This window comes from Novosphingobium sp. PP1Y (assembly GCF_000253255.1).
GTDB lineage: Bacteria > Pseudomonadota > Alphaproteobacteria > Sphingomonadales > Sphingomonadaceae > Novosphingobium.
Genome location: NC_015580.1, coordinates 2,252,611 through 2,273,107, shown reverse-complemented (window position 1 = coordinate 2,273,107; position 20,497 = coordinate 2,252,611). Strand labels below are relative to the sequence as shown.

The 20,497-nt window shown below is 64.5% G+C and carries 16 protein-coding genes; 3 read left to right on the top strand and 13 right to left on the bottom strand.

What is annotated here, in order from left to right:
* Nucleotides 1–32 precede the first annotated feature (32 nt).
* From PP1Y_RS16880 to PP1Y_RS16850, 7 genes are all read right to left on the bottom strand, one after another.
* Entirely contained in the window at nucleotides 33–254 is a 222-nt protein-coding gene (locus PP1Y_RS16880; protein ID WP_041558939.1) for a formate dehydrogenase subunit delta, read from the bottom strand.
* A gap of 7 nt (nucleotides 255–261) precedes the next feature.
* Nucleotides 262–3,102: a formate dehydrogenase subunit alpha gene (fdhF, locus tag PP1Y_RS16875; protein WP_013833308.1), complete on the bottom strand. Its 2,841-nt coding sequence runs from the start codon at nucleotides 3,100–3,102 to the stop codon at nucleotides 262–264.
* Nucleotides 3,103–3,108: 6 nt separating this feature from the next.
* Entirely contained in the window at nucleotides 3,109–4,662 is a 1,554-nt protein-coding gene (locus PP1Y_RS16870; protein ID WP_013833307.1) for an NADH-quinone oxidoreductase subunit NuoF, read from the bottom strand.
* Nucleotides 4,659–5,123 carry a formate dehydrogenase subunit gamma gene (locus tag PP1Y_RS16865; RefSeq protein WP_013833306.1) on the bottom strand — a complete coding sequence of 155 codons (465 nt, stop codon included), beginning with the start codon at nucleotides 5,121–5,123 and terminating at the stop codon, nucleotides 4,659–4,661. Before PP1Y_RS16865 ends, PP1Y_RS16870 begins: the two co-directional genes overlap by 4 nt.
* 84 nt (nucleotides 5,124–5,207) lie before the next feature.
* Nucleotides 5,208–6,104, bottom strand: a complete 897-nt coding sequence (locus tag PP1Y_RS16860) for a LysR family transcriptional regulator (RefSeq protein WP_013833305.1) — start codon at nucleotides 6,102–6,104, stop codon at nucleotides 5,208–5,210.
* Between the two features lie 109 nt (nucleotides 6,105–6,213).
* Nucleotides 6,214–8,031: a translation elongation factor 4 gene (lepA, locus tag PP1Y_RS16855; RefSeq protein ID WP_007011142.1), complete on the bottom strand. Its 1,818-nt coding sequence runs from the start codon at nucleotides 8,029–8,031 to the stop codon at nucleotides 6,214–6,216.
* Between the two features lie 32 nt (nucleotides 8,032–8,063).
* Nucleotides 8,064–10,787, bottom strand: coding sequence for an EAL domain-containing protein (locus PP1Y_RS16850; RefSeq protein ID WP_013833304.1), 2,724 nt, complete (start codon nucleotides 10,785–10,787; stop codon nucleotides 8,064–8,066).
* 214 nt (nucleotides 10,788–11,001) lie between these two features.
* Here PP1Y_RS16850 and PP1Y_RS16845 point away from each other — a divergent pair, with 214 nt between their 5' ends.
* On the top strand, nucleotides 11,002–12,312 hold the full coding sequence (locus tag PP1Y_RS16845; protein ID WP_013833303.1) for an FAD-dependent oxidoreductase: 1,311 nt from the start codon (nucleotides 11,002–11,004) through the stop codon (nucleotides 12,310–12,312).
* 27 nt (nucleotides 12,313–12,339) lie between these two features.
* Here the strand turns inward: PP1Y_RS16845 and PP1Y_RS16840 are convergent, their stop codons facing one another.
* On the bottom strand, nucleotides 12,340–13,722 hold the full coding sequence (locus PP1Y_RS16840) for a mechanosensitive ion channel family protein (protein WP_013833302.1): 1,383 nt from the start codon (nucleotides 13,720–13,722) through the stop codon (nucleotides 12,340–12,342).
* 187 nt (nucleotides 13,723–13,909) lie between these two features.
* Nucleotides 13,910–15,028 (bottom strand): DNA polymerase III subunit beta, encoded by a 1,119-nt coding sequence (gene dnaN, locus PP1Y_RS16835; protein WP_007011146.1) that lies wholly within the window; start codon nucleotides 15,026–15,028, stop codon nucleotides 13,910–13,912.
* Nucleotides 15,029–15,307: 279 nt separating this feature from the next.
* Between dnaN and PP1Y_RS16830 the strand changes: the two genes are divergently transcribed.
* A complete protein-coding gene (locus PP1Y_RS16830) occupies nucleotides 15,308–15,661 on the top strand; it encodes a hypothetical protein (protein ID WP_148274996.1) in 354 nt (117 codons plus the stop codon).
* A gap of 27 nt (nucleotides 15,662–15,688) precedes the next feature.
* Here the strand turns inward: PP1Y_RS16830 and fabG are convergent, their stop codons facing one another.
* From fabG to PP1Y_RS16810, 4 genes are all read right to left on the bottom strand, one after another.
* Entirely contained in the window at nucleotides 15,689–16,453 is a 765-nt protein-coding gene (fabG, locus tag PP1Y_RS16825; RefSeq protein WP_007011148.1) for a 3-oxoacyl-[acyl-carrier-protein] reductase, read from the bottom strand.
* Nucleotides 16,454–16,581: 128 nt separating this feature from the next.
* Nucleotides 16,582–17,517, bottom strand: coding sequence for an ACP S-malonyltransferase (fabD, locus tag PP1Y_RS16820; RefSeq protein WP_013833300.1), 936 nt, complete (start codon nucleotides 17,515–17,517; stop codon nucleotides 16,582–16,584).
* Nucleotides 17,518–17,639: 122 nt separating this feature from the next.
* On the bottom strand, nucleotides 17,640–18,167 hold the full coding sequence (locus PP1Y_RS16815) for a VOC family protein (RefSeq protein WP_013833299.1): 528 nt from the start codon (nucleotides 18,165–18,167) through the stop codon (nucleotides 17,640–17,642).
* A 45-nt stretch (nucleotides 18,168–18,212) separates the two neighbouring features.
* Nucleotides 18,213–19,016, bottom strand: a complete 804-nt coding sequence (locus PP1Y_RS16810; RefSeq protein ID WP_013833298.1) for an LD-carboxypeptidase — start codon at nucleotides 19,014–19,016, stop codon at nucleotides 18,213–18,215.
* 54 nt (nucleotides 19,017–19,070) lie between these two features.
* Here PP1Y_RS16810 and PP1Y_RS16805 point away from each other — a divergent pair, with 54 nt between their 5' ends.
* Nucleotides 19,071–20,483: a Mur ligase family protein gene (locus PP1Y_RS16805; protein ID WP_041558938.1), complete on the top strand. Its 1,413-nt coding sequence runs from the start codon at nucleotides 19,071–19,073 to the stop codon at nucleotides 20,481–20,483.
* Nucleotides 20,484–20,497: the final 14 nt, after the last annotated feature.

Sequence of the window (20,497 nt, the reverse complement as noted above, 5' to 3'; positions counted from 1 at the left end):
GATCCTTCGACATGCCCCTGCCCCGCGAAACGTCAGGCCGCCACGCGCAATTTCTCGAAGACCGCAGGCACTGGCTCGGGCAGCTCGACGTCCAGATCGTCCAGCATTTCAAGCGCCTGCGCCTTCATATGCGGGTCCCAGTAAAGCAGGATATGTTCCGCTGTCGCCTGAACCGCCGCCGCTTCGCCCTTCGAGGCGAAATTGCGGAAGATCTGGCCTGCCATGTGGATCAGGTGTTCACGCGTGTTCATCATTGCCGAATCACTCCGCAGGCTCGGCAGCTTCGATCCGCCGGCTCGCTTCCGCCTGTTCGCGGTAGCTCTTCTGCCAGTCGGACGGACCGTTCGAGGGCGTGACCTGCACGGCCGTCACCTTGTACTCCGGGCAATTTGTCGCCCAGTCCGAGTAGTCGGTGGTGATGACGTTGGCCTGCGTATCGGGATGGTGGAACGTGGTGTACACGACGCCCGGCGCCACGCGGTCGGTAATCCTGGCGCGCAGGGTCGTCTCCCCCGCACGGCTTCGCAGCGAAACCCAGTCACCGTCGCGCACGCCGCGGTTCTCCGCATCGTGCGGGTGGATCTCCAGCCGGTCCTCGGCGTGCCAATCGACATTCGCGGTGCGGCGGGTCTGCGCGCCGACGTTGTACTGGCTTAGGATGCGCCCCGTGGTCAGCAGCAGCGGGAAACGCGGTCCGGTGCGCTCGTCCGTCGGCACATAGTCGGTGACCACGAACATGCCCTTGCCGCGCACGAAATGATCGATGTGCATCATCGGCGTGCCCTCGGGCGCGGCGTCGTTCATCGGCCACTGCACCGATCCACGCTGCTCCAGCACATCGTAGTTCACGCCCGTGAAGGTCGGCGTGAGGCGCGCAATCTCGTCCATGATCTGCGACGGATGCGTGTAATCCCAGCCCAGCCCCATGGCATTGGCGACAAGCTGGACCACTTCCCAGTCGGCATGGCCGTTGAGCGGCTCCATCACTTTGCGCACCAGCTGGATGCGGCGCTCGGCATTGGTGAAGGTCCCGTCCTTCTCGAGGAATGTCGAGCCCGGCAGGAAGACGTGCGCGTAGTTCGCCGTCTCGTTCAGGAAAAGATCCTGCACGACCACGCATTCCATCGCCGCCAGCCCCGCCGCAACGTGCCTGGTGTTGGGATCGGACTGCAGGATATCCTCGCCCTGGATGAAAATCCCCTTGAAGGTGCCGTCGGTCGCGGCATCGAGCATGTTGGGAATGCGCAGGCCCGGTTCGGGATCGAGGCTGACGCCCCAGTCCTTTTCGAACAACGCGCGCGTATCGCCGTCCGAGATGTGGCGATAGCCGGAAAGTTCATGCGGGAAGCTGCCCATGTCGCAGGCGCCCTGCACGTTGTTCTGGCCGCGCAGCGGGTTCACGCCGGCGCCTTCCTTGCCGACATTGCCCGTCGCCATGGCGAGGTTGGCGATGGCCATGACCGTCGAGGAGCCCTGGCTGTGTTCGGTCACGCCAAGACCGTAATAGATCGCGGCATTGCCGCCGGTGGCATAAAGCCGGGCCGCGGCGCGCACATCCTCGGCGGGAACGCCTGTCAGGTCCTCGATCGCTTCCGGCGAGCGTGCGGGGTCGGAGACGAATTCGGCCCATTCGGCATAGGCATCGCCGTCGCACCTCTCGCGCACAAAGGCCTCGTCCACGAGGCCCTCGGTCACGATCACATGCGCCATCGCCGTAAGCATCGCGACATTGGTACCGGGGCGCAACGGCAGGTGGTGCGAAGCCTCGATATGCGGCGAGCGGACGAGGTCGATGCGGCGCGGATCGATGACGATCAGCTTCGCCCCCTTGCGCAGCCGCCGCTTCATGTGGCTGGCGAAAACCGGATGGCCGTCCGTCGGATTCGCGCCGATGACCAGGATCACGTCGGCATGCTGCACGCTGTCGAAGTCCTGTGTGCCGGCAGAAGTGCCGAAAGTCGTCTTCAGGCCATAGCCGGTCGGCGAATGGCAGACGCGCGCGCAGGTATCGACATTGTTGTTGCCGAAGCCCTGTCGCACCAGTTTCTGGACGAGGAACGTTTCCTCGTTGGTGCAGCGGCTGGAGGTAATGCCGCCGATCGAGCGGGTGCCGTAGGCATTCTGGATGCGCCGGAATTCGCGGGCGACGTGGCCGATCGCCTCTTCCCAGGACACCTCGCGCCAGGGCTCATCGACCGAGCTGCGCACCATCGGATTGACGATGCGGTCGCCATGCCGGGCATAGCCCCAGGCGAAGCGGCCCTTGACGCAGGAGTGGCCGTGGTTGGCCTTGCCGTCCTTCCACGGCACCATGCGCACCAGTTCCTCCCCGCGCATCTCGGCGCGGAAGGTGCAGCCGACGCCGCAATAGGCGCAAGTGGTCACCACGGCGCGGTCGGGCGTGCCTTTCTCGATCACGGTGTTCTCGATCAGGGCAGACGTCGGGCAGGCCTGCACGCAGGCGCCGCAGGAAACGCACTCGGAGGACAGGAAGTCCTCGTCCTGACTGGCCGCGATCTTGCTGGCAAAACCGCGTCCGTCGACCGTCAGCGCCAGCGTCCCCTGCGTCTCGTCGCAGGCGCGCACGCACCGCGAGCAGACGATGCACTTGGCCGGATCGAAGGTGAAATAGGGGTTGCTCTCGTCCTTGCAGCCTTCGAGGTGGTTTTCGCCCTCGTAGCCGAAGCGCACATCGCGCAGCCCGACCGCGCCCGCCTGGTCCTGCAACTCGCAATCGCCGTTGGCGCTGCATGTCAGGCAGTCGAGCGGATGGTCGGAGATGTACAGCTCCATCACCCCGCGCCGCAGCTTGCGCAGCTTGTCGGTCTCGGTGCGCACCACCATGCCGGGTGCAACCGGCGTGGTGCAGGAGGCCGGATAGCCATTGCGCCCCTCGACCTCGACGAGGCAAAGGCGGCACGAGCCGAAGCTTTCAAGGCTATCGGTGGCGCATAGCTTGGGAATGTCGGTCTCCACCATGGCGGCTGCGCGCATGATCGAGGTGCCAGCGGGGACGGTCAGCTCCTGCCCGTCGATGGTGAGCGATACCGGCTCACCGCTTGCTGCCGGGGTGCCGAAATCCTTTTCGCGGGTGAATGTCATCAGGTCTTACTCCGCCGCTTCGGGCAGCGCATTGCCGCCGCCGAAGTCTTCGGGGAAATGGTCGAGCGCGCTCAGGACCGGGTACGGGGTGAAACCGCCCAGGGCGCAGAGCGAACCGTGCTTCATGGTGTCGCAAAGGTCGCGCAGCAGTTCGACTTCCTGGTCGTGCGTGCGGGCCGAGCGGCTGGCGTTGCGGATCTGCGGCATGGTCTCAAGCACTCCGGCCGCGCGCGGCGCCTTGGCCACGATGCGATCGATCAGTTCTACGCCGCGCGTGGAGCCGATGCGGCAGGGCGTGCACTTGCCGCAGCTCTCGACCGCGCAGAATTCCATGGCGAAACGGGCCATGTGCGCCATGTCCACGCTGTCGTCGAAGACGGTGATGCCGGCATGGCCGATCAACCCGCCCGCTTGCGTAAAGGCCTCGTAGTCGAATGGAAGGTGGAACATCGAAGGCGGGAAATAGGCGCCCAGCGGGCCGCCGACCTGCACCGCGCGAACTGGACGGCCACTGGCAGTGCCGCCGCCGATCTCGTTGACCAGCTCGCCCAGCGTCACGCCGAAGCCGACTTCGTAAAGCCCGCCGTTCCTGACGTTACCGGCGATCTGGATCGGCATCGTGCCGCGCGACCTGCCGAAACCGACATCGGCATAGGCCTGCGCGCCTTCGGCCAGAATGAAGGACACTGCCGCGAGGCTCAAGACATTGTTGATGACCGTGGGCTTGCCCCAGAGCCCCTCGATGGCGGGCAGCGGCGGTTTGGCGCGCACCTGGCCGCGCTTGCCCTCGATGGAATCGAGCAGCGCCGTTTCCTCGCCGCAGACGTAGGCCCCGGCGCCGACGCGCACCTCCAGCGTGAAGGGCGCGATCTTGCCCGCGGAACGGGCGATGGCCTCGCGCATGGCCTCGATGGCGAAGGGATACTCGCTGCGGATGTAGATGTAGCCGTGACCTGCGCCGACCGCGTGGCCGGCAATCGCCATGCCCTCGATCAGGCAATAGGGATCGCCTTCCATCAGCATGCGGTCGGCAAATGTGCCGCTGTCACCCTCGTCCGCGTTGCAGACAATGAACTTCTCGTCAGCAGGGGTATCGAGGACGGTCTGCCACTTGATGCCGGTAGGAAAGCCCGCCCCGCCTCGGCCGCGCAGGCCCGACGCCTTGACGGCATCGACCACGTCCTGCGACGAAAGTCCGATGGCAGCCTCCAGCCCCTTCCAACCGCCATGGGCGGCATAGTCGGCAAGGCTGAGCGGGTCGGTCACGCCGCAGCGCGCGAAGGTGAAGCGCTGCTGGCGCGCGAAGAAGGGATGATCGCCGATGGCGCCGATACGCGTTCCATGGCTGCCATCCAGAACGGCTGCCACGTCATCGGGACCGACCGGACCGTAGGCCACGCGTCCTTCATCCGTCTCCACCTCGACGAGCGGTTCGATCGCGAAGAGACCGTGGGAGCCGGTGCGCACGACTTCGCATCCCGCCTCGGCGAAAGCCTGCGCCACCGCGTCTGCGCCCAGGGCAAGCGAAGCCATGTCCTTGCTGATGAAGACACGGGTCATGCTTCCACCTCGCTGGCAATGGCGACGACACGGGCACTGTCGATGCGGGCAACCGGCCGGTCATCGACCAGAGCATTGGGGCCAATGGCGCAAAGCCCCAGGCAATAGACCGGCTCGAGCGCGACCTGTCCGTCCTTGCGCGCATGGCCCATGGCAACGCCAAGCTGGTGCGAAAGCTGCGCTTCGATGGCCGCACCGCCGCGCGACTGGCAGCTTTCCGCGCGGCACAGCTTGACGACGTGGCGGGCCGGCGCCTCTGTCCGGAAATCGTGGTAGAAGCTGATCACCCCATGCACTTCGGCGCGGCTGAGGTTTAGTGCATCGGCGATCAGCGGCACGGCGGCCGGATCGACATGGCCGAACTCCTCCTGCAGCGCATGAAGCAACGGCAGCAGCGCGCCGCGCGTGTCCGACTGCACGAAGCGGTCGATAGCTGTCTGTATCCCGGCAATATCTGTCATGGCATCTTTCTCTTTGCCGTGACGCTGCGACATCGCGCGCGGACGGTCAAATTGATTAGGGCAATGCCTGATAGATAATCTCAATCAAGAGCCTGTCAGGCCTGCAATGGACCGCGCGCAGCCAAGGGCGGCATTCGCCACCGGATCGAGCGGCGCGCGATCCCCGACGATCACCCCGATCCGGCTGACCGCGGCATCCATCGTCAGTGGATGGACGCTGGCCCAGTCGGCTCCCTCGATCAGCCCCACGTAGCGTTCGGGCATGACTGTCGCGAGACCGCCGGAGCGCACCATCGCGAGCAGCGCCACATACCCGTCCGCCGTTGCCCGAGGGCGCACGGAGACGCCCTGCCCGCTCATCAATGTATCGAGGATACGGCGGTTCTGCATGCCCTGGTGCAGCAGGCAGAAGGGATAACCTTCGACCTGCCCCCACGTGACCGCACCCGGCGGGGGCCTGCGTCCAGCGGCAGCAGTCACGAAGACATAGCGCTCGGCATAAAGCGGCACGCTGATGACGTTCGCCGGGCTTTCGTGGTCAAGATATGTGATCCCCGCGTCGATCTCGTAGGACTCGATGGCGCGCACGATCTCTCGCGAGGTCTGCGAACATACCGAGATCGTCATGCCCGGATGCAGGCGCAGCAGCGCCTCGGCAAAGGCACCGACGCTGGGGGTTGCGGCGGGGATCACGCCTAGGCGGAACTCGCCATGGAGCGGCCCGTCCAGCGCCTCGACCGCATGGACCATGCCCTCATGCGCGGCGAGCAACTGCTGCGCCCAGGGCAACATTGCGCGCCCCTCCCCGGTCAGCCCGATGAAGCGCCGGTCGCGCTCGACAAGCCGCTTGCCGAGCTGGTCCTCCAGCGCAGCCAGCGCCGAGGACAGTGTCGGCTGCGTCACCCCGCAAGCCTCAGCAGCCCGCGCAAAGTGTCCCTCGCGCGCCAGCGTCACGAAATAGCGCAAGGCCCTCAACTGCATCCGTCCATCCCGATCGCTTCAGATAGACGTTCTCTATCAGAAGCGGAGCAAAGGGTGAAACGCTGCAGTCATCCCGGCGAAGGCCGGGATCCGGACGGGGCCCGGTCCCTTACTCCTCGCCCATGCGCAGGGCGGCGATGAAGGCTTCCTGCGGAATGCTGACGTTGCCGTACTCGCGCATGCGGGCCTTGCCCTTCTTCTGCTTTTCCAGAAGCTTCTTCTTGCGGCTGATGTCGCCGCCATAGCACTTGGCGGTAACGTCCTTGCGCAGGGCGGCGATGGTTTCGCGGGCGATCACCTTGCCGCCGATCGCGGCCTGGATCGGGATCTTGAACAGGTGGCGCGGGATCAGGTCCTTGAGGCGCTCGCACATGCCGCGGCCGCGTTCCTCGGCGACCGAGCGGTGGACTATCATCGAGAGCGCATCGACCGGCTCGTTGTTGACGAGAATGTTCATCTTCACGAGATCGCCTGCACGCAGGCCGATCTGCTCGTAGTCGAAGCTGGCATAGCCGCGGCTGATCGACTTGAGGCGGTCGTAGAAGTCGAACACCACTTCATTGAGCGGAAGTTCGTAGGTCACCTGGGCGCGCCCGCCGACGTACGTGAGGTCCTTCTGGATACCGCGGCGATCCTGGCATAGCTTAAGGATTGGGCCGAGGTATTCGTCGGGCGTGTAGATGACCGCCTTGATCCAAGGCTCCTCGATTTCCTCGATCCGGTTGGGATCGGGATAGTCGGCCGGGTTGTGCAGCTCGATCGTTTGCGCTTCCTCGTTCTTCGAATGCGAGAGCTGGATGCGATAGACGACGCTGGGTGCCGTGGTGATGAGGTCGAGGTCGTATTCACGGCTGAGGCGCTCCTGGATGATCTCCAGGTGCAACAGGCCGAGGAAACCGCAGCGGAAGCCGAAGCCGAGCGCCGCGCTCGTTTCCATCTCGTAGGTGAAACTGGCGTCGTTGAGGCGCAGCTTGCCGATAGATTCGCGCAGCTTCTCGAAGTCCGCCGCATCGACCGGGAACAGGCCGCAGAAGACCACCGACTGGACTTCCTTGTAGCCGGGCAAAGCCTTGACCGCACCGTTCTTGACCGTGGTGATGGTGTCGCCGACCTTGGCCTGCTCCACTTCCTTGATCTGCGCAGTGATGAAGCCGATCTCGCCGGGGCCGAGTTCGGGCAGGTCGATGCGCTTGGGAGTGAAGCAGCCGACGCGGTCGATCAGATGCTCGGTACCGCCCTGCATGAACTTGACCTGCAGGCCCTTGCGGATCGCGCCGTCCATGACGCGCACCAGAATGACGACGCCGAGGTAGGGATCGTACCAGGAATCGACCAGCAGCGCCTTGAGCGGGGCGTCACGGTCCCCCTGCGGCGCCGGAATTCGCGTAACGATGGCCTCGAGCGTTTCCTCCACGCCGATGCCGGACTTGGCGCTGGCAAGGACAGCCTCGGAGGCGTCGATGCCGATGATGTCCTCGATCTCGGCCTTCACCTTCTCCGGTTCGGCGGCGGGCAGGTCGATCTTGTTGATCACGGGGACGATCTCGTGATCGTGCTCGATCGACTGATAGACGTTGGCAAGCGTCTGCGCCTCGACGCCCTGCGCGGCATCGACCACCAGCAGCGCGCCTTCGCAGGCGGCAAGGCTGCGGCTCACCTCGTAGGCGAAGTCGACGTGGCCGGGCGTGTCCATGAGATTGAGCTCATAGGTCACGCCGTCCTTGGCAGTGTAGTTGAGACGCACCGTCTGCGCCTTGATGGTGATCCCGCGCTCTTTCTCGATGTCCATGTTGTCCAGCACCTGGGCGGACATCTCGCGCTCGGTCAGGCCCCCGGTGAACTGGATCAGCCGGTCGGCCAGCGTCGACTTGCCATGGTCGATGTGCGCGATAATCGAGAAATTTCGGATCTGCGAGAGTTCGGTCATGAGTGCGCCGTTAGCAGCGCTTTTCGCACCTGTCAGCCTGCCTTGCGCAGGACTGCCGTTTCCTTCTTCTCGCGCGGGGGACGCGGCGGGGTAAAGACGACCGCTCCCTTTGCATCGATTTCCAGCGAACGGGCGAATTTCACGCCCATCCGGTCTTCCTTGCACCACTGTGCTTCAGCCACCACGACGCAGTTTTCGGCAAGATGAATCGCGAAACGCGTGCCTGCCGGAACGTTCCAGAGCCCCTCCACCAGCGCGCCGGTGCGCGAGATATTGCGGATCGTCGCGTGGTAGCTGTGGGATTCGTGATCGAGCACGACCTTGCGCAGCATTGTCTGGCGTGCGGCGCGCGCCGAACGCGGGCCCCTTGCCTCCGCGATGAGCCCCTCTTCGAGACGGCGGGTCGCCTCCTCGGCGGTCAGGCTGCGTTCGTAGATGTAGCCCTGCACGTGGCTGCAGCCCAACTTGCGCACGAGTTCGAGTTCGTCGAGCGTCTCGACCCCTTCTGCCGTGGTCTCCATGCCAAGCGCTTCGGCAAGGCTGACGATCGAGGCGATGATCGCCCCGTTGCGGCTTCCGGTAACAGTCGCGCCGCGCACGAAGCTCTGGTCGATCTTGATCTTGTCGAACGGCGCCTTTTTCAGATAGCCGAGCGAGGAATAGCCGGTTCCGAAATCGTCGAGTGCGAGCCGTACGCCGACACCCTTCAGCGATGAGAACATCGCCTCGGTCGAGTTGTCGTCGCCCAGGAAAACGCTTTCGGTAATCTCGAGTTCGAGGCGGCCGGGGGCGATGCCGGAAGAAGCGATGGCGCTGGTGACGATAGCCGGCAACGCAGGATTGGCAAACTGGAGGGGCGATACGTTCACGGCCACGCGCACGTCGTCGGGCCATGTGGCAAGGTCGCGGCACGCGGTGCGCAGGGCCCACTCGCCGATCTGGCCGACCAGACCGGTTTCCTCGGCTATCGGCACGAACTTGGCCGGGGACATGTAACCATGCTTGGGATGGTTCCAGCGCAGCAGTGCCTCAAAGCCGGTGATCTGTTCGGTCGTGGTTCGCACTTGCGGCTGGTAGTGCAGTTCCAGCGCGCCTTCGGCGATGGCGTCGCGCAAGTCCTGCTCAAGCTGCTGGCGCTCCTGCGCATCGCTATGCAGGTCCTCGTCGTAGAAGTGATGCCGCCCGCGCCCGCCGCCCTTCGCGGCATAGAGCGCAAGGTCGGCATTTCGGATGATCGCTTCCGAGGTAGTGCCGTCGTCCGGACACACCGAGATGCCCACCGATGCGCCGATGACGACGCGGCTGCCTTCGATCGAGTAGGGCTGCGACAGGTTCTCGATGATCCGCCGGGCAAGATGCGCCAGTCCCTCTCGCTGGTGATGCCCGGGAAGCAGGACCTGGAACTCGTCGCCGCCAAGACGCCCGACGCGGCCCATGTTGCCGACGGTCGAGCGCAGGCGATCGGCCACCTGCACCAGCAGGGCGTCGCCCGCCGGGTGGCCCATCGTATCGTTGACCTGCTTGAACCGGTCGAGGTCCAGCAGGAAGACCGCGCAGCTGCGGCTGTCGATGCGCGGCGAATTGAGCAGCTTCTCCAGCCACTCGGACATCTGAAAGCGGTTCGCCAGCTTGGTCAGCGAATCGAATCGGGCCAGCTGGGTCACGTGCTGCTGCGACTTGCGTGTTTCGGTCAGGTCTGTGCCCGAACCGCGAAAGCCCATGAAATTGTTGAACTGGTCGAGCACCGGCCGCCCGCTGATCGACCACCAGCGTTCTTCCTCCTCATCGGTCGCGGCGCGGACCGACAGGTCCTGGAATGAGGACCGGGTGGAGAGGTGGAAGACAAGCGTGCGCTCGCTTTCCTGTTGCTGTCCTTGGAGCACGAAGAGACTGGTGAAGGGTCGACCTTCCAATTCCTCCAACGGCTTGTCCAAGAGCTGGGCGATGCGCGGAGACACATAAACGATCTGCCCGCGCCGGTCGGTTTCCCAGAACCAGCCCTGCCCGGTCTGTTCGTATTCGTTGAGCAGTTCCTCGGCGCGGCGCTGCTCCTTCTCCCGTTCCGCCAGCCTGTCGGCTTCGCGCCTGGCAATGCGGCTCTGGCGAACGCCGAGATAGAGGGCGAGGCAACCGCCCAATGCGAGGAGGACGACGGCGCCGAACGAGCGCGAGACGAAAGTCCCGCTGCTCCAAAGGGCCAGCGTCGCCCCGATGATCGAGGTCGTCCGCCCTTGCAGCAGGGCGGCCGCCACAAGCATGAGAATGACGAACGAATTGACCATGAGCGCCAGATCGAAGTCCGGACTGTACTGACTCCAGCGGACCGTTCCGAAACCGAAGATGCCCATGGGCGCGGCCACGGCGAGGAGCATCAGCGGATAACGCTGCCAGGCCGTGTGATGCAGGGCCTGCTCCCAGCGCGCGAAGATCGGCGAGGCAAGGCAAAGCATTATGGCCACAAGGCCGCACGCAGATGGCAACAGGCCCGGGTAGCTGACCGACAGCAGCCCCATCGCCACCATCATCATGAGCATGACCGGGCCCATCAGTTCCCAGCGGGCCGCGATGAAGAAATGCAAGGGATCGCTGCTCGGCAAGTCGGATCGGAACAGCGCGAAGTTGCCTGTTTCCGTCCTTTCGACCGGCTGCGGCGAATCGGGGCGCTTCGCGAATCCGCTGTCGGCGCCCTGCGAACGCACCGCGCGCGCACTGGACCGCACTTTTTCCAGCGATGTCGGAAGCCCCTTGGATGCCATGACAAGTCTATGCCGTGCGGGGCCTTGCGAAACGGTTAAGTCGCCCCCCGTAGGCACAGGTCCGGCCCATCGGCCAAGCCGTTGCATTATTGCGGCAAATCAGGCGCTCAAAAGCAGGGTTTCTTGGCGATTTCTCTTGCCGATTGCCCCCCGGGCATGCTTGCTTCGGCTCAAAGCAGCTGGACAGCGTCCGCACACCCTGGGAGACTCATTCATGCGGCATATTGCGATCGTCGGTTCCGGGCCTGCCGGCTACTACACAGCGGAAGCGGCGCTCAAGCAGTGGGGAGAAGACGTCAGGGTCGACATTTTCGATACCCTGCCCGTTCCTTTCGGCCTGATCCGCAGCGGCGTTGCGCCCGATCACCAGTCGATCAAGGGCGTGTCGCGCCGCTACGAGGCGACCGCGCTGACCGACAACGTGCGTTTCGTCGGAAACGTGATGATCGGTCGCGACCTGACGATCGGTGAGTTGCAGGCGCTTTACGATGCGGTCATCCTCGCCACCGGCGCCCCCAACGACCGCAAGCTGGGGATTGATGGCGAGGATCTGCCCAACGTCTTCGGCAGCGCCTCTTTCGTCGGCTGGTACAATGGACACCCCGACTTCGCCGAACTCGACCCGGCGCTTTCGCACGATACGGCGGTCATCATCGGCAACGGCAATGTCGCACTCGACGTCGCGCGCATTCTCGCCAAGTCGCAGGCGGAATTCGCTGGGAGCGACATCGTCTCCCATGCCCTGAGCGCGCTCGATGCCTCGAAGATCAGCCGCATCGTAATTCTCGGGCGTCGCGGACCGCACCAGATCGCGATGACGCCCAAGGAACTGGGTGAGCTCGGCCATCTCGAACGCGCATGCCCATGGGTCGATACCGCCGATCTTCCCGACGAAAGCGAGGACGCAGCTCTCGACCCCGGCCAGCGCAAGTCGGTGGGGCACCTGCGCAGCTTTGCCGCGCCCGACCAGGCGGACTGCAAGCCCGACCAGGTGCTCGTCGAGTTCGACTTCTTCGCCTCGCCCAAGGCGATCGTCGGCACCGAGCGCATCGAGGAAATCGAGGTCGAACGCACCCGACTCGAAGGCGGCAAGGCCATCGGCACGGGCGAGACCTATCGCATTCCTGCCGGGCTCGTGGTCGCTTGCATCGGCTACCAGACATCCAAGATCCCCGACGTGCCTTTCGACGAGCGCAACGGCCGCTTTGCCAACGAGGAAGGCCGAATCTCTCCGGGCCTCTATTGCGTGGGCTGGGCGCGGCGCGGGCCGACGGGGACCATCGGCACCAATCGCCCCGACGGCTTCGCCATCATCGAGAAAGTCGCCGAAGACATCGGCGAAGGTGCCGGCAAGGCAGGCCGCCCCGGTTTCGACGCCCTCGCCGCGGAACGGGGCATCAACTACATGAAATTCACCGACTGGCAGAAGATCGACGAGGCCGAAGTCGCCAATGCCCGCGACGGTTCGCCCCGCGAAAAGTTCGTGGCGGTCGAGAAGATGATCGCCGCGGCCAGCAAGCCGTAAGGTCTGCCGCGAAGGAGGCTCGCGGCGCTATTCCACGGGCCTCCTCGAATCGAGCAGGTCCTTCTCCGCCTCGCGCCCTGCCCTGCGTTCCTTCGCGATCATCTCGCTGATCTCGTCGTCTGGGGCGACGTGTTCGGCAGTGACAGGTGGGAGATCTGTCGCCGCGGGGGCCGGCTCAATCTCGGGCACAGCCTTGCCGGTAACGTCGAGCAGGTTGAGCGGTGCCTGCTGGTCGAAGCGCAGGCGGTAGATCGGTTCGGGCAAGGCGAATCCGGCCGATTCCAGCGCCGCCTTGACGGTGGGAATGGCCTGGCTGCGCGCCTTGTACCAATCGGTCTTCTCCTGGTCGATCCAGCCCAGAAAGCGCAGGACGATGTTGGAGTCGCCGACGTTTTCCAGCCGCGCGGCCGGTGGCGGATCGGTCAGGACGAAGTCGAGTTTCGTCAGCGCATCTACGCCCAGTTGCCGTGCCGCGGTCGGATCGGAATCGGCATCGATCCCCAGTTCGAAATCGAAGCGCCGCTGCGGATTGCGGGTGTAGTTGAGGATCACCGCCTTGAAGACCATGCCATTGGGAATGCGCAGGTGGTTGCCGTCCAGCGTCATCAGGATCGTGGCGCGACTCGTCAGGCGGATAACCCGCCCCTCGTACTGGTCGATGACGACCCAGTCGTTGGCGCGGAAGGGTTGCCGCACCGAAAGCATGACTGACGAAACGTAATTCTCGATCGTGTCGCGCATGGCAAAACCCAGCGCGATACCGACGATGCCCGCCCCGCCGAGCACTGCTCCCAAGAGGGCTCCGGCTCCCAGCATCTGCAGCCCGATGACGAGGCCGCCGGTCACGAAGACGAAGCGGATGGCGCTGGCGATGAGTTCGGTGAGAAAATTGCTGGGCGCGAGCCGCCGCCAGATCCATGTCAGGGAAGCGAGGACATAACCGATCAAAGAGATGACCAGCGCGACCACCAGCGCCGCCGCAACCAGCGGCAACATCTTCACGAAATCGGAGAACTTCTGGGAAAAGACACCGAGCGACTGGACGCTCTGCCCAACCGAAACGTCGCGCTTTATGCCGTTCTCTACCGTGACCACACCCAGAATGCGCGATGCGATCTGCTCGGCGCGGCCGATATCCTCGACAGCCGTGACCTTGCCACCCAGGCTCACCACGCCCTGCTGCACGGAAACGGTGACGCGGTTCAGGTTCGGCACGGCCGCGAAAATGCCCTCGATGCGCCGCGCGATCCGCTCGTCCGAACCGCTGTCGCTGGTGGCGTCGATCGTCTGCGCCTGCGTCGGTGCAGGACTGGGCGTTGCGCCCTGATCCAGGCTCGGCAGCAGCGCGGCACGCGCACTCGATGGAAAGGCAGCGCTTGCCCCGATAATCAACAGGAGCACGGCCGGCATGAGGCGCCATGACCGTAGGCCGCTCACCCGACCTGGCCTCGTTTGGGTCCCCATCATGCCTCCTCGTCTCCGGCTAGCGTGCAGGATGGAGGCTGTGGCCTGCGAGCGATCCTGTCAAATGCCTGAAAAGGAAAAGGGCCGGAAGCTTGTCACTCCGGCCCTTCTGGCTTGTTCCAGAACCTTGCGGTCAGACACGCATCGGCATCAGGACGTAGAGCGCCGGGCTCTTTTCATCCTGACGGATGAGTGTCGGCGCACCGGCGTCAGCGAGGTGCATTTCCACGCTGTCACCCTCGATCTGGCCGAGGATGTCCTTGAGGTAATTGGCATTGAAGCCGATCTCGAAGCCTTCCGAAGCGTATTCGGCAGGGACTTCCTCAGCCGCGGTGCCGTTGTCGGGCGAGGTCACCGAAAGCGTGACGCGGTCCGGCTCAAGCGCCATCTTCACTGCACGGGTCTTTTCGGTGGCGATCGTCGCCACGCGGTCCACGCCCTCGAAGAAGCTGCGCGGATCGACCCGCAGCAGCTTGTCGTTCCCGGTCGGGATGACCCGCGTATAGTCCGGGAAGGTTCCGTCGATCAGCTTGCTGGTCAGGACGACGCCGTTCTCACCACCCAGCGTGAAGCGGATCTTCGAGGCCGACAGGTCGATCAGGACATTGGTGTCCAGCGCCTCTTCCAACAGCTTGCGCAGTTCGGCCACGCATTTGCGCGGAACGATCACGTCGGGCATGCCCTCTGCGCCGTCGGGACGCTTGATCGTGAAGCGGGCGAGACGGTGACCGTCAGTGGCCGCGGCCTTCAATTCCTCGTCCGAGACATGCAGGAAGATACCGTTGAGATAGTAGCGCGTTTCCTCGGTCGAGATTGCGAAACGGGTTCGGTCGATCATCTGCGCCAGGGTGGCGGCAGGGATCTCGAAGCTCGTCGGCAATTCGCCCTCGGCGATGACCGGGAAGTCGTCACGCGGCAGGGTCGGAAGCTGGAAGCGGCTGCGCCCGGCCTTCACGACCATGCGGTTGTCGGCGGCATCAAGACTGACCTGACTGCCTTCGGGCAGCTTGCGGGCAATGTCGAAAAGAAGGTGCGCGGAAACCGTGACCGATCCCGGCGTGTCGACCGAGACCGCGCTCAGGTTCTCAACCACCTGGATGTCCAGGTCGGTCGCCATGATCCGCAGTGAACCACCCGCGGCTGCCTCGATCAGCACGTTCGAGAGAATGGGAATGGTATTGCGCCGCTCAACGACTGACTGCACGTGGGACAGGCATCGCAGGAGCGTGGAACGTTCGATCGTGGCCTTCATGATAGCCTCAGGTCCCCCTTGCTAGGCCTAGGGATCGGGTGATCCCGAATTTCAGGACGAATATCTCTAACGCACCGCAGCGAAGCGGCAAGCATCAAGTGCGGGCATTCCGGCGAATCTGGGGATAAATGCGGAGTTTTCCCGCGATTTTCGGACCTTGGTCACTTCACCCCCGATCCCTCGTCCCGAAGCAGGACGGGGTTGCCCCGGCATCCATTAGGTCACATGTACCACGCACACCGCATCGCGAGCGAACCGGACGACCGGGAAAGGAGTGACTTGGCCAACTTCCTGCGCATCGAACGCGAGACACGAGACGGAGAAGCGCGCCCGATCTCCCTCAAGGAATGGAGCGAGGCCATCGACAATGTCGATGGCGTGCGCCTGTGCGTCGGCGATGCCTCGGTGCGCAATCCGCTGACCAAGGAAAACGTGATCATCCCCAACCGGGGCGGCGATGCCGAAATTTTCCGAGAGGACTGCAACCGCTGGCTGCGGGTCCTGTGGTGGTCGCCTCACGGGTCGATCCACTTCACTGCGCCGGAAAGCAGCGACGACCCGCTGCTGGTCACCGCGCGCGCCTTGGCCGGTCAACTCGAGGCCAGGATCGTGGGCGACGAGGGAGAAATCTGAGACGCTCCCTCGCCACCTGAAACCCTGTCAGATCATCACCATGCCGCCGTTGACGTGGATCGTCTGGCCGGTGACGTAGCCGGCTTCCTTCGAAGCCAGGAACACGGTGGCGGCTGCGATGTCGTCGCCCTCGCCCATGCGGCCCATCGGGATCTTCGCATTGAGCGCTTCCTTCTGGGCATCGGGCAGCACGTCGGTCATCGCGGTGCGGATGAAGCCCGGCGCGATGCAGTTCACGGTCACGTTGCGGCTGGCAAGTTCCTGAGCGAGGCTCTTCGACATGGCGGTGATGCCGCCCTTCGCCGCGCAATAGTTCATCTGCCCCGGATTGCCGGTGGTGCCGACGACCGAAGTGACGTTGATGATGCGGCCGAAGCGGGCCTTCATCATCGGCTTGGTCACCGCGCGCATCAGGCGGAAGGTGGATTCGAGGTTGACCTTGATCACCGCGTCCCACTCCTCGTCCTTCATGCGCATGGCGAGGTTGTCGCGCGTGATGCCCGCATTGTTGACGAGGATGTCGATCTTGCCGAGCGTCTCGAGTGCGGCCGGAACCAGCTTCTCGACGTCTTCGGGGTTCGACAGGTTGCAGGCGATGGCGACATGGTCGACTTCCTGCAGGTGCTGCGGGGTGTGCTCGTCCAGCTCATCGCGGAAAATCCGCAGCTTTTCGGCGTTGGAACCGGAAATCACGAGGCGGGCGCCCTGCGAGGCGAGCGCGCGGGCGATCGAGGAACCGATGCCGCCCGAGGCGCCGGTTACAAGAGCAGTCATTCCGTGAAGATCGAACATTGGTGAAACTCCTTGAGACGTCGTGCGGCACCTTCCGGCAAGCGCGGAACCGGCATCGCTGGCGCATTCGGCAGACCGCAGTCTCTTCGAACCGCCAGTGCTCCCGGGTCAAGCCCGGGACGACGTTTTCACAATACCTTTGCCAGTTCTTCGATCTCGGCCATCGAGGTAGCCGAGGCGACTTCGACCTCGCCAGCCGAACGCTTGATCATCGGGCCGACGACCTTGCCGCCGATCTCGACGAAGTTCTCGACGCCCGCTTCCTTCATCGCGATCGCGCTTTCGCGCCAGCGCACGCGGCCGGTGACCTGCTCGACGAGCAGGCGGCGCACTTCCGCGGGATCGGTGACGACGCCCGCAGTCACGTTGGCGAAGAGCGCGACCTGCAAGGTGCCGGGTGCGGTCTTTTCCAGCGCCTCGGCCATGGCATCGGCAGCCGGCTGCATCAGCGGGCAGTGGAACGGCGCGGAAACCGGCAGCGCAATGCCGCGCTTGATACCGAAATCCTTGACGAGGCCGATAGCGCGCTCGATCGCGCCCTTGTGGCCCGAGATCACGACCTGGGTGGGATCGTTGTCATTGGCGACGGCGCAGACTTCGCCCTCGGCAGCAGCCTCGGCCAGTGCAGTCGCCTTCTCGATGTCGGCACCCAGCAGCGCCGCCATGGCGCCCACGCCCACCGGCACGGCTGCCTGCATCGACTGGCCGCGCCGCTTCAGCAGGCGCGCGGTGTCGGCAAGGCTGAAGGCCCCGGCAGCGCACAGCGCGGTATATTCACCCAGCGAGTGGCCGGCGACGAAGTCCGCCTTGTCCGCCAGCGCGATCCCGCCTTCCTTTTCCAAAACGCGCAGCACTGCAATGGCATTGGCCATGATCGCCGGCTGGGCGTTCTCGGTAAGGGTCAGTTCCTCTTCGGGGCCCTGCGTCATGATCTTGAACAGGCCCTGGCCGAGTGCGTCGTCGACCTCTTCGAAAACCTCGCGGGCGACCGCGCTGGCTTGGGCAAGTTCTGCACCCATGCCGACCTTCTGGCTGCCCTGCCCCGGAAAAACAAAAGCACGCATCTTATCTGTCCTCCATCCTCGCGGGTTTGCGGCCAAGGCTCCTGCGTGGAAGCTGTCCTGACGAGGAAAGCGGCAGCGCTTATTGTCACAGGGCCCTGAGGGCAACCCCCTTGTGGCTCACATCAGTTGAAGGAAATCTCGCGGATCACGCCCTTCGACATGTCTCCGGCGCACTTGCGGACATAGTCATAGAAGCCCGTAAGCGACTCTACCGGCTGATAAAGTTCGAGCATGTGGCCATAGCGCGCGATCGTATCGACGAAAACATAACGGAAGCCATCGGTCATCGCGGCGTCGAGGGCGATTTCATGGCCCTGCGCCTCAAATTCGGCGGCCGCCTGCGCCACGTCGTCCACGAAGAGCGCGACATGGTGCATCCCGCCCTGCCCCGATCCTTCCGGATAGACGTCGTGAAAGGCCGACGGCCCAGGATTATTCTGCTGGCAGAACTCGATCATCACTTCGCCCCACTGACCGTAGGCACTGGAATGATCGAGTTCGCGCTCGACACCCCGGTGCAAGGCCCGGGTCAGCGGAATATGTTCGGCCACGAAGTAAGGGCCCGAGCCGAAGGTCTCGCTATGAGCCAGGGCGGCGGCGCGGATGTCGGGCACGAAGTAGGCGATCTGGCGGATCGGAAGGTTCGGCATCGTCTCTCCTCGGTATTCTTGTCGGGAGCGATGCTGCGCTTCTCTTCAGCCGAAGGGAACTATCTTATTGGCTGCGTCATGCCCGATGTCGGCCGATCCCAGGAACGGGATCGCGTGGCGTTCGCACCAGTGGCGGGCGATCTCCTCGGCATCGCAGCCGAAGGGCCGGTCGTTCTCGGGAACGTCGCTCACCCGCCCGAGGCGCAGGCCGGCAATGCCGCCCAGATGCGCAGTCAGATGAAAGAAGAGCCGGTCCACAGCGTAGAGATACTCGGAAACTTCCTCGACCATCACGACGTGCCGGGCGAGGCCAGGCATCAGCCGCGTCCCGCACAGCATCGAGAGCGTCATGAGGTTGAAGGCCACACTCGGATGGCTCTCCAACGAAGGTTCGAGGCCCGATCTGTCTCCGCCAATGAAGCCCAGCGTGCGGCGGATCGCATCCTCGCCGCCTTGCCGCCGGATGTCGGCAAGCATCGGCGCATGTACGGATTTGCCGATCCTCGCGCGATAGAAAGCGCCGAGCAGGTAGCCGGCATCGGAATAGCCCAGCCAGGTCTTGTTCTGCGCGACATGGGAGAAGCGGTCTATCGCATCCTCGGCAATCCGGCAGGCTCCATAGCCTCCTCGCGCGAACCACACAGCATCGAAGCCCGGATCGTTCGCGCAATCCACCAGCACATCGAGACGCCGCGAGTCGCTGCCGGCGAAATGGCCTTCGACTTCGAAGCACTGCGGGTGAACATGCAACTCCAAACCGGGAAATTCCACGGCCGCCAGAGCCGCGACGCGTTCGGCGTCCTCGTGGGTGATCGGGGTGGACGGTGCACAAACTGCGATGCGGGTCATGCTCCCTTCCTATCGAGGTTGTCAGGACGGGCAAGGCCGCATACCGAAGCGCACATGACAGACACGAAAGCCCTCACGACCCATCCCTGGTTTTTCTGCGGAATCGGCGGCTCGGGCATGCTTCCGCTGGCCCTGATTCTCAAGGGCCTGGGCGCGCAAGTCGAGGGCTCCGACCGCAGCCGGGACCAAGGGCGCACACCGGAGAAATTCGCGTGGCTGGAAGAGCTGGGCTTCACCCTGTTCCCGCAGGACGGCAGCGGCATGCGCTCCAGCGCGCAGACGCTCGTGGCCTCCGCTGCGGTCGAGGATACCGTGCCCGAAGTCGTGCGCTCCGGGGAACTGGGCTGCGCGCGCATGAGCCGGGCCGAGCTGCTGGCGACCCTGTTCAATGCTGCCCCGGCGGGAATCGCCATCGGCGGGACCAGCGGCAAGTCGACCGTTACCGGCATGACCGGGTGGATCCTGACCGAGGCCGGACGAGACCCGACGATCATGAACGGCGCGGTGATGAAGAACTTCGCCACGCCCGACGCGCCTTTCGCGAGCGCGCGGGTGGGCCAAGGCGACGTCTTCGTCTCCGAAGTCGACGAAAGCGACGGCTCGATCGCACTGTACCGGCCCAAGGTGGCCGTACTCGGCAATGTCAGCCTCGATCACAAGAGCCTGGAGGAACTGCGCCAGCTCTTCGGCGATTTCCTCGCTCATGCCGAAACTGCCGCGATCAATCTCGACGATGCCGAGACTGCCGCGCTCGCGCCGCGGGCTCGCAAGCTGGTAACCTTCGGGATTGCCTCGCCCGAGGCGCAGATCGTAGCAGGAGAAATCGCCGAGGGCGCAACCGGCCTTGCCGCCACGATCACCGACCGGCGCGACGGATCGGCCCATGCGCTCAAGCTCAGGGTACCGGGACGCCATAACCTCTACAACGCGCTGGCCGCGATTGCCGCTGCCAATGCCTGCGGTGTCGGTGTGGCCGACGCCGTGGCTGCGCTCGGATCGTTCGAGGGGCTGGCGCGCCGGTTCGACATCGTCGGCACTTCGCCCTCGGGCGTGACCGTGATCGACGATTTCGGGCACAATCCGGACAAGGTTTCGGCCACGCTGGCGACGCTCAAAGCACATGAGGGACGTGTGATCGCCTTCTTCCAGCCCCATGGCTTCGGCCCCTTGCGCCAGATGGGCGCGGAACTGGCCGAAGTGCTTGCGGCCAGGCTGGGCCCCGAGGACATCACGATCCTTTGCGATCCGGTCTATTTCGGCGGTACGGTCGACCGTTCCCAGGGCAGCGAACGCATCGTGCGCCTGATCCGCGAGGCGGGCGGGAAAGCCGAGCACGTTCCCGCCCGCAGCGATTGCGCGGATCGCATCGTCGAGATGGCCCGCCCCGGGGACCGCATCGTCGTGATGGGCGCGCGCGACGATACCCTGACCACCTTCGCGCGCGGCATCCTCAACCGCCTGCGCTGACAGGGGCGAGCGGC

What these genes read in the sequence shown, in the direction of transcription:
- PP1Y_RS16845 (WP_013833303.1), top strand. Translation starts at nt 11,002, where the DNA reads ATGCGGCATATTGCGATCGTCGGTTCCGGGCCTGCCGGCTACTACACA.
- fabG (WP_007011148.1), bottom strand. Translation starts at nt 16,453, where the DNA reads ATGTTCGATCTTCACGGAATGACTGCTCTTGTAACCGGCGCCTCGGGC.
- PP1Y_RS16805 (WP_041558938.1), top strand. Translation starts at nt 19,071, where the DNA reads ATGACAGACACGAAAGCCCTCACGACCCATCCCTGGTTTTTCTGCGGA.
- fdhF (WP_013833308.1), bottom strand. Translation starts at nt 3,102, where the DNA reads ATGACATTCACCCGCGAAAAGGATTTCGGCACCCCGGCAGCAAGCGGT.
- PP1Y_RS16860 (WP_013833305.1), bottom strand. Translation starts at nt 6,104, where the DNA reads ATGCAGTTGAGGGCCTTGCGCTATTTCGTGACGCTGGCGCGCGAGGGA.
- PP1Y_RS16840 (WP_013833302.1), bottom strand. Translation starts at nt 13,722, where the DNA reads ATGCCGGCCGTGCTCCTGTTGATTATCGGGGCAAGCGCTGCCTTTCCA.
- PP1Y_RS16850 (WP_013833304.1), bottom strand. Translation starts at nt 10,787, where the DNA reads ATGGCATCCAAGGGGCTTCCGACATCGCTGGAAAAAGTGCGGTCCAGT.
- PP1Y_RS16870 (WP_013833307.1), bottom strand. Translation starts at nt 4,662, where the DNA reads ATGACCCGTGTCTTCATCAGCAAGGACATGGCTTCGCTTGCCCTGGGC.
- PP1Y_RS16815 (WP_013833299.1), bottom strand. Translation starts at nt 18,167, where the DNA reads ATGCCGAACCTTCCGATCCGCCAGATCGCCTACTTCGTGCCCGACATC.
- PP1Y_RS16865 (WP_013833306.1), bottom strand. Translation starts at nt 5,123, where the DNA reads ATGACAGATATTGCCGGGATACAGACAGCTATCGACCGCTTCGTGCAG.
- lepA (WP_007011142.1), bottom strand. Translation starts at nt 8,031, where the DNA reads ATGACCGAACTCTCGCAGATCCGAAATTTCTCGATTATCGCGCACATC.
- fabD (WP_013833300.1), bottom strand. Translation starts at nt 17,517, where the DNA reads ATGCGTGCTTTTGTTTTTCCGGGGCAGGGCAGCCAGAAGGTCGGCATG.
- PP1Y_RS16810 (WP_013833298.1), bottom strand. Translation starts at nt 19,016, where the DNA reads ATGACCCGCATCGCAGTTTGTGCACCGTCCACCCCGATCACCCACGAG.
- dnaN (WP_007011146.1), bottom strand. Translation starts at nt 15,028, where the DNA reads ATGAAGGCCACGATCGAACGTTCCACGCTCCTGCGATGCCTGTCCCAC.
- PP1Y_RS16880 (WP_041558939.1), bottom strand. Translation starts at nt 254, where the DNA reads ATGATGAACACGCGTGAACACCTGATCCACATGGCAGGCCAGATCTTC.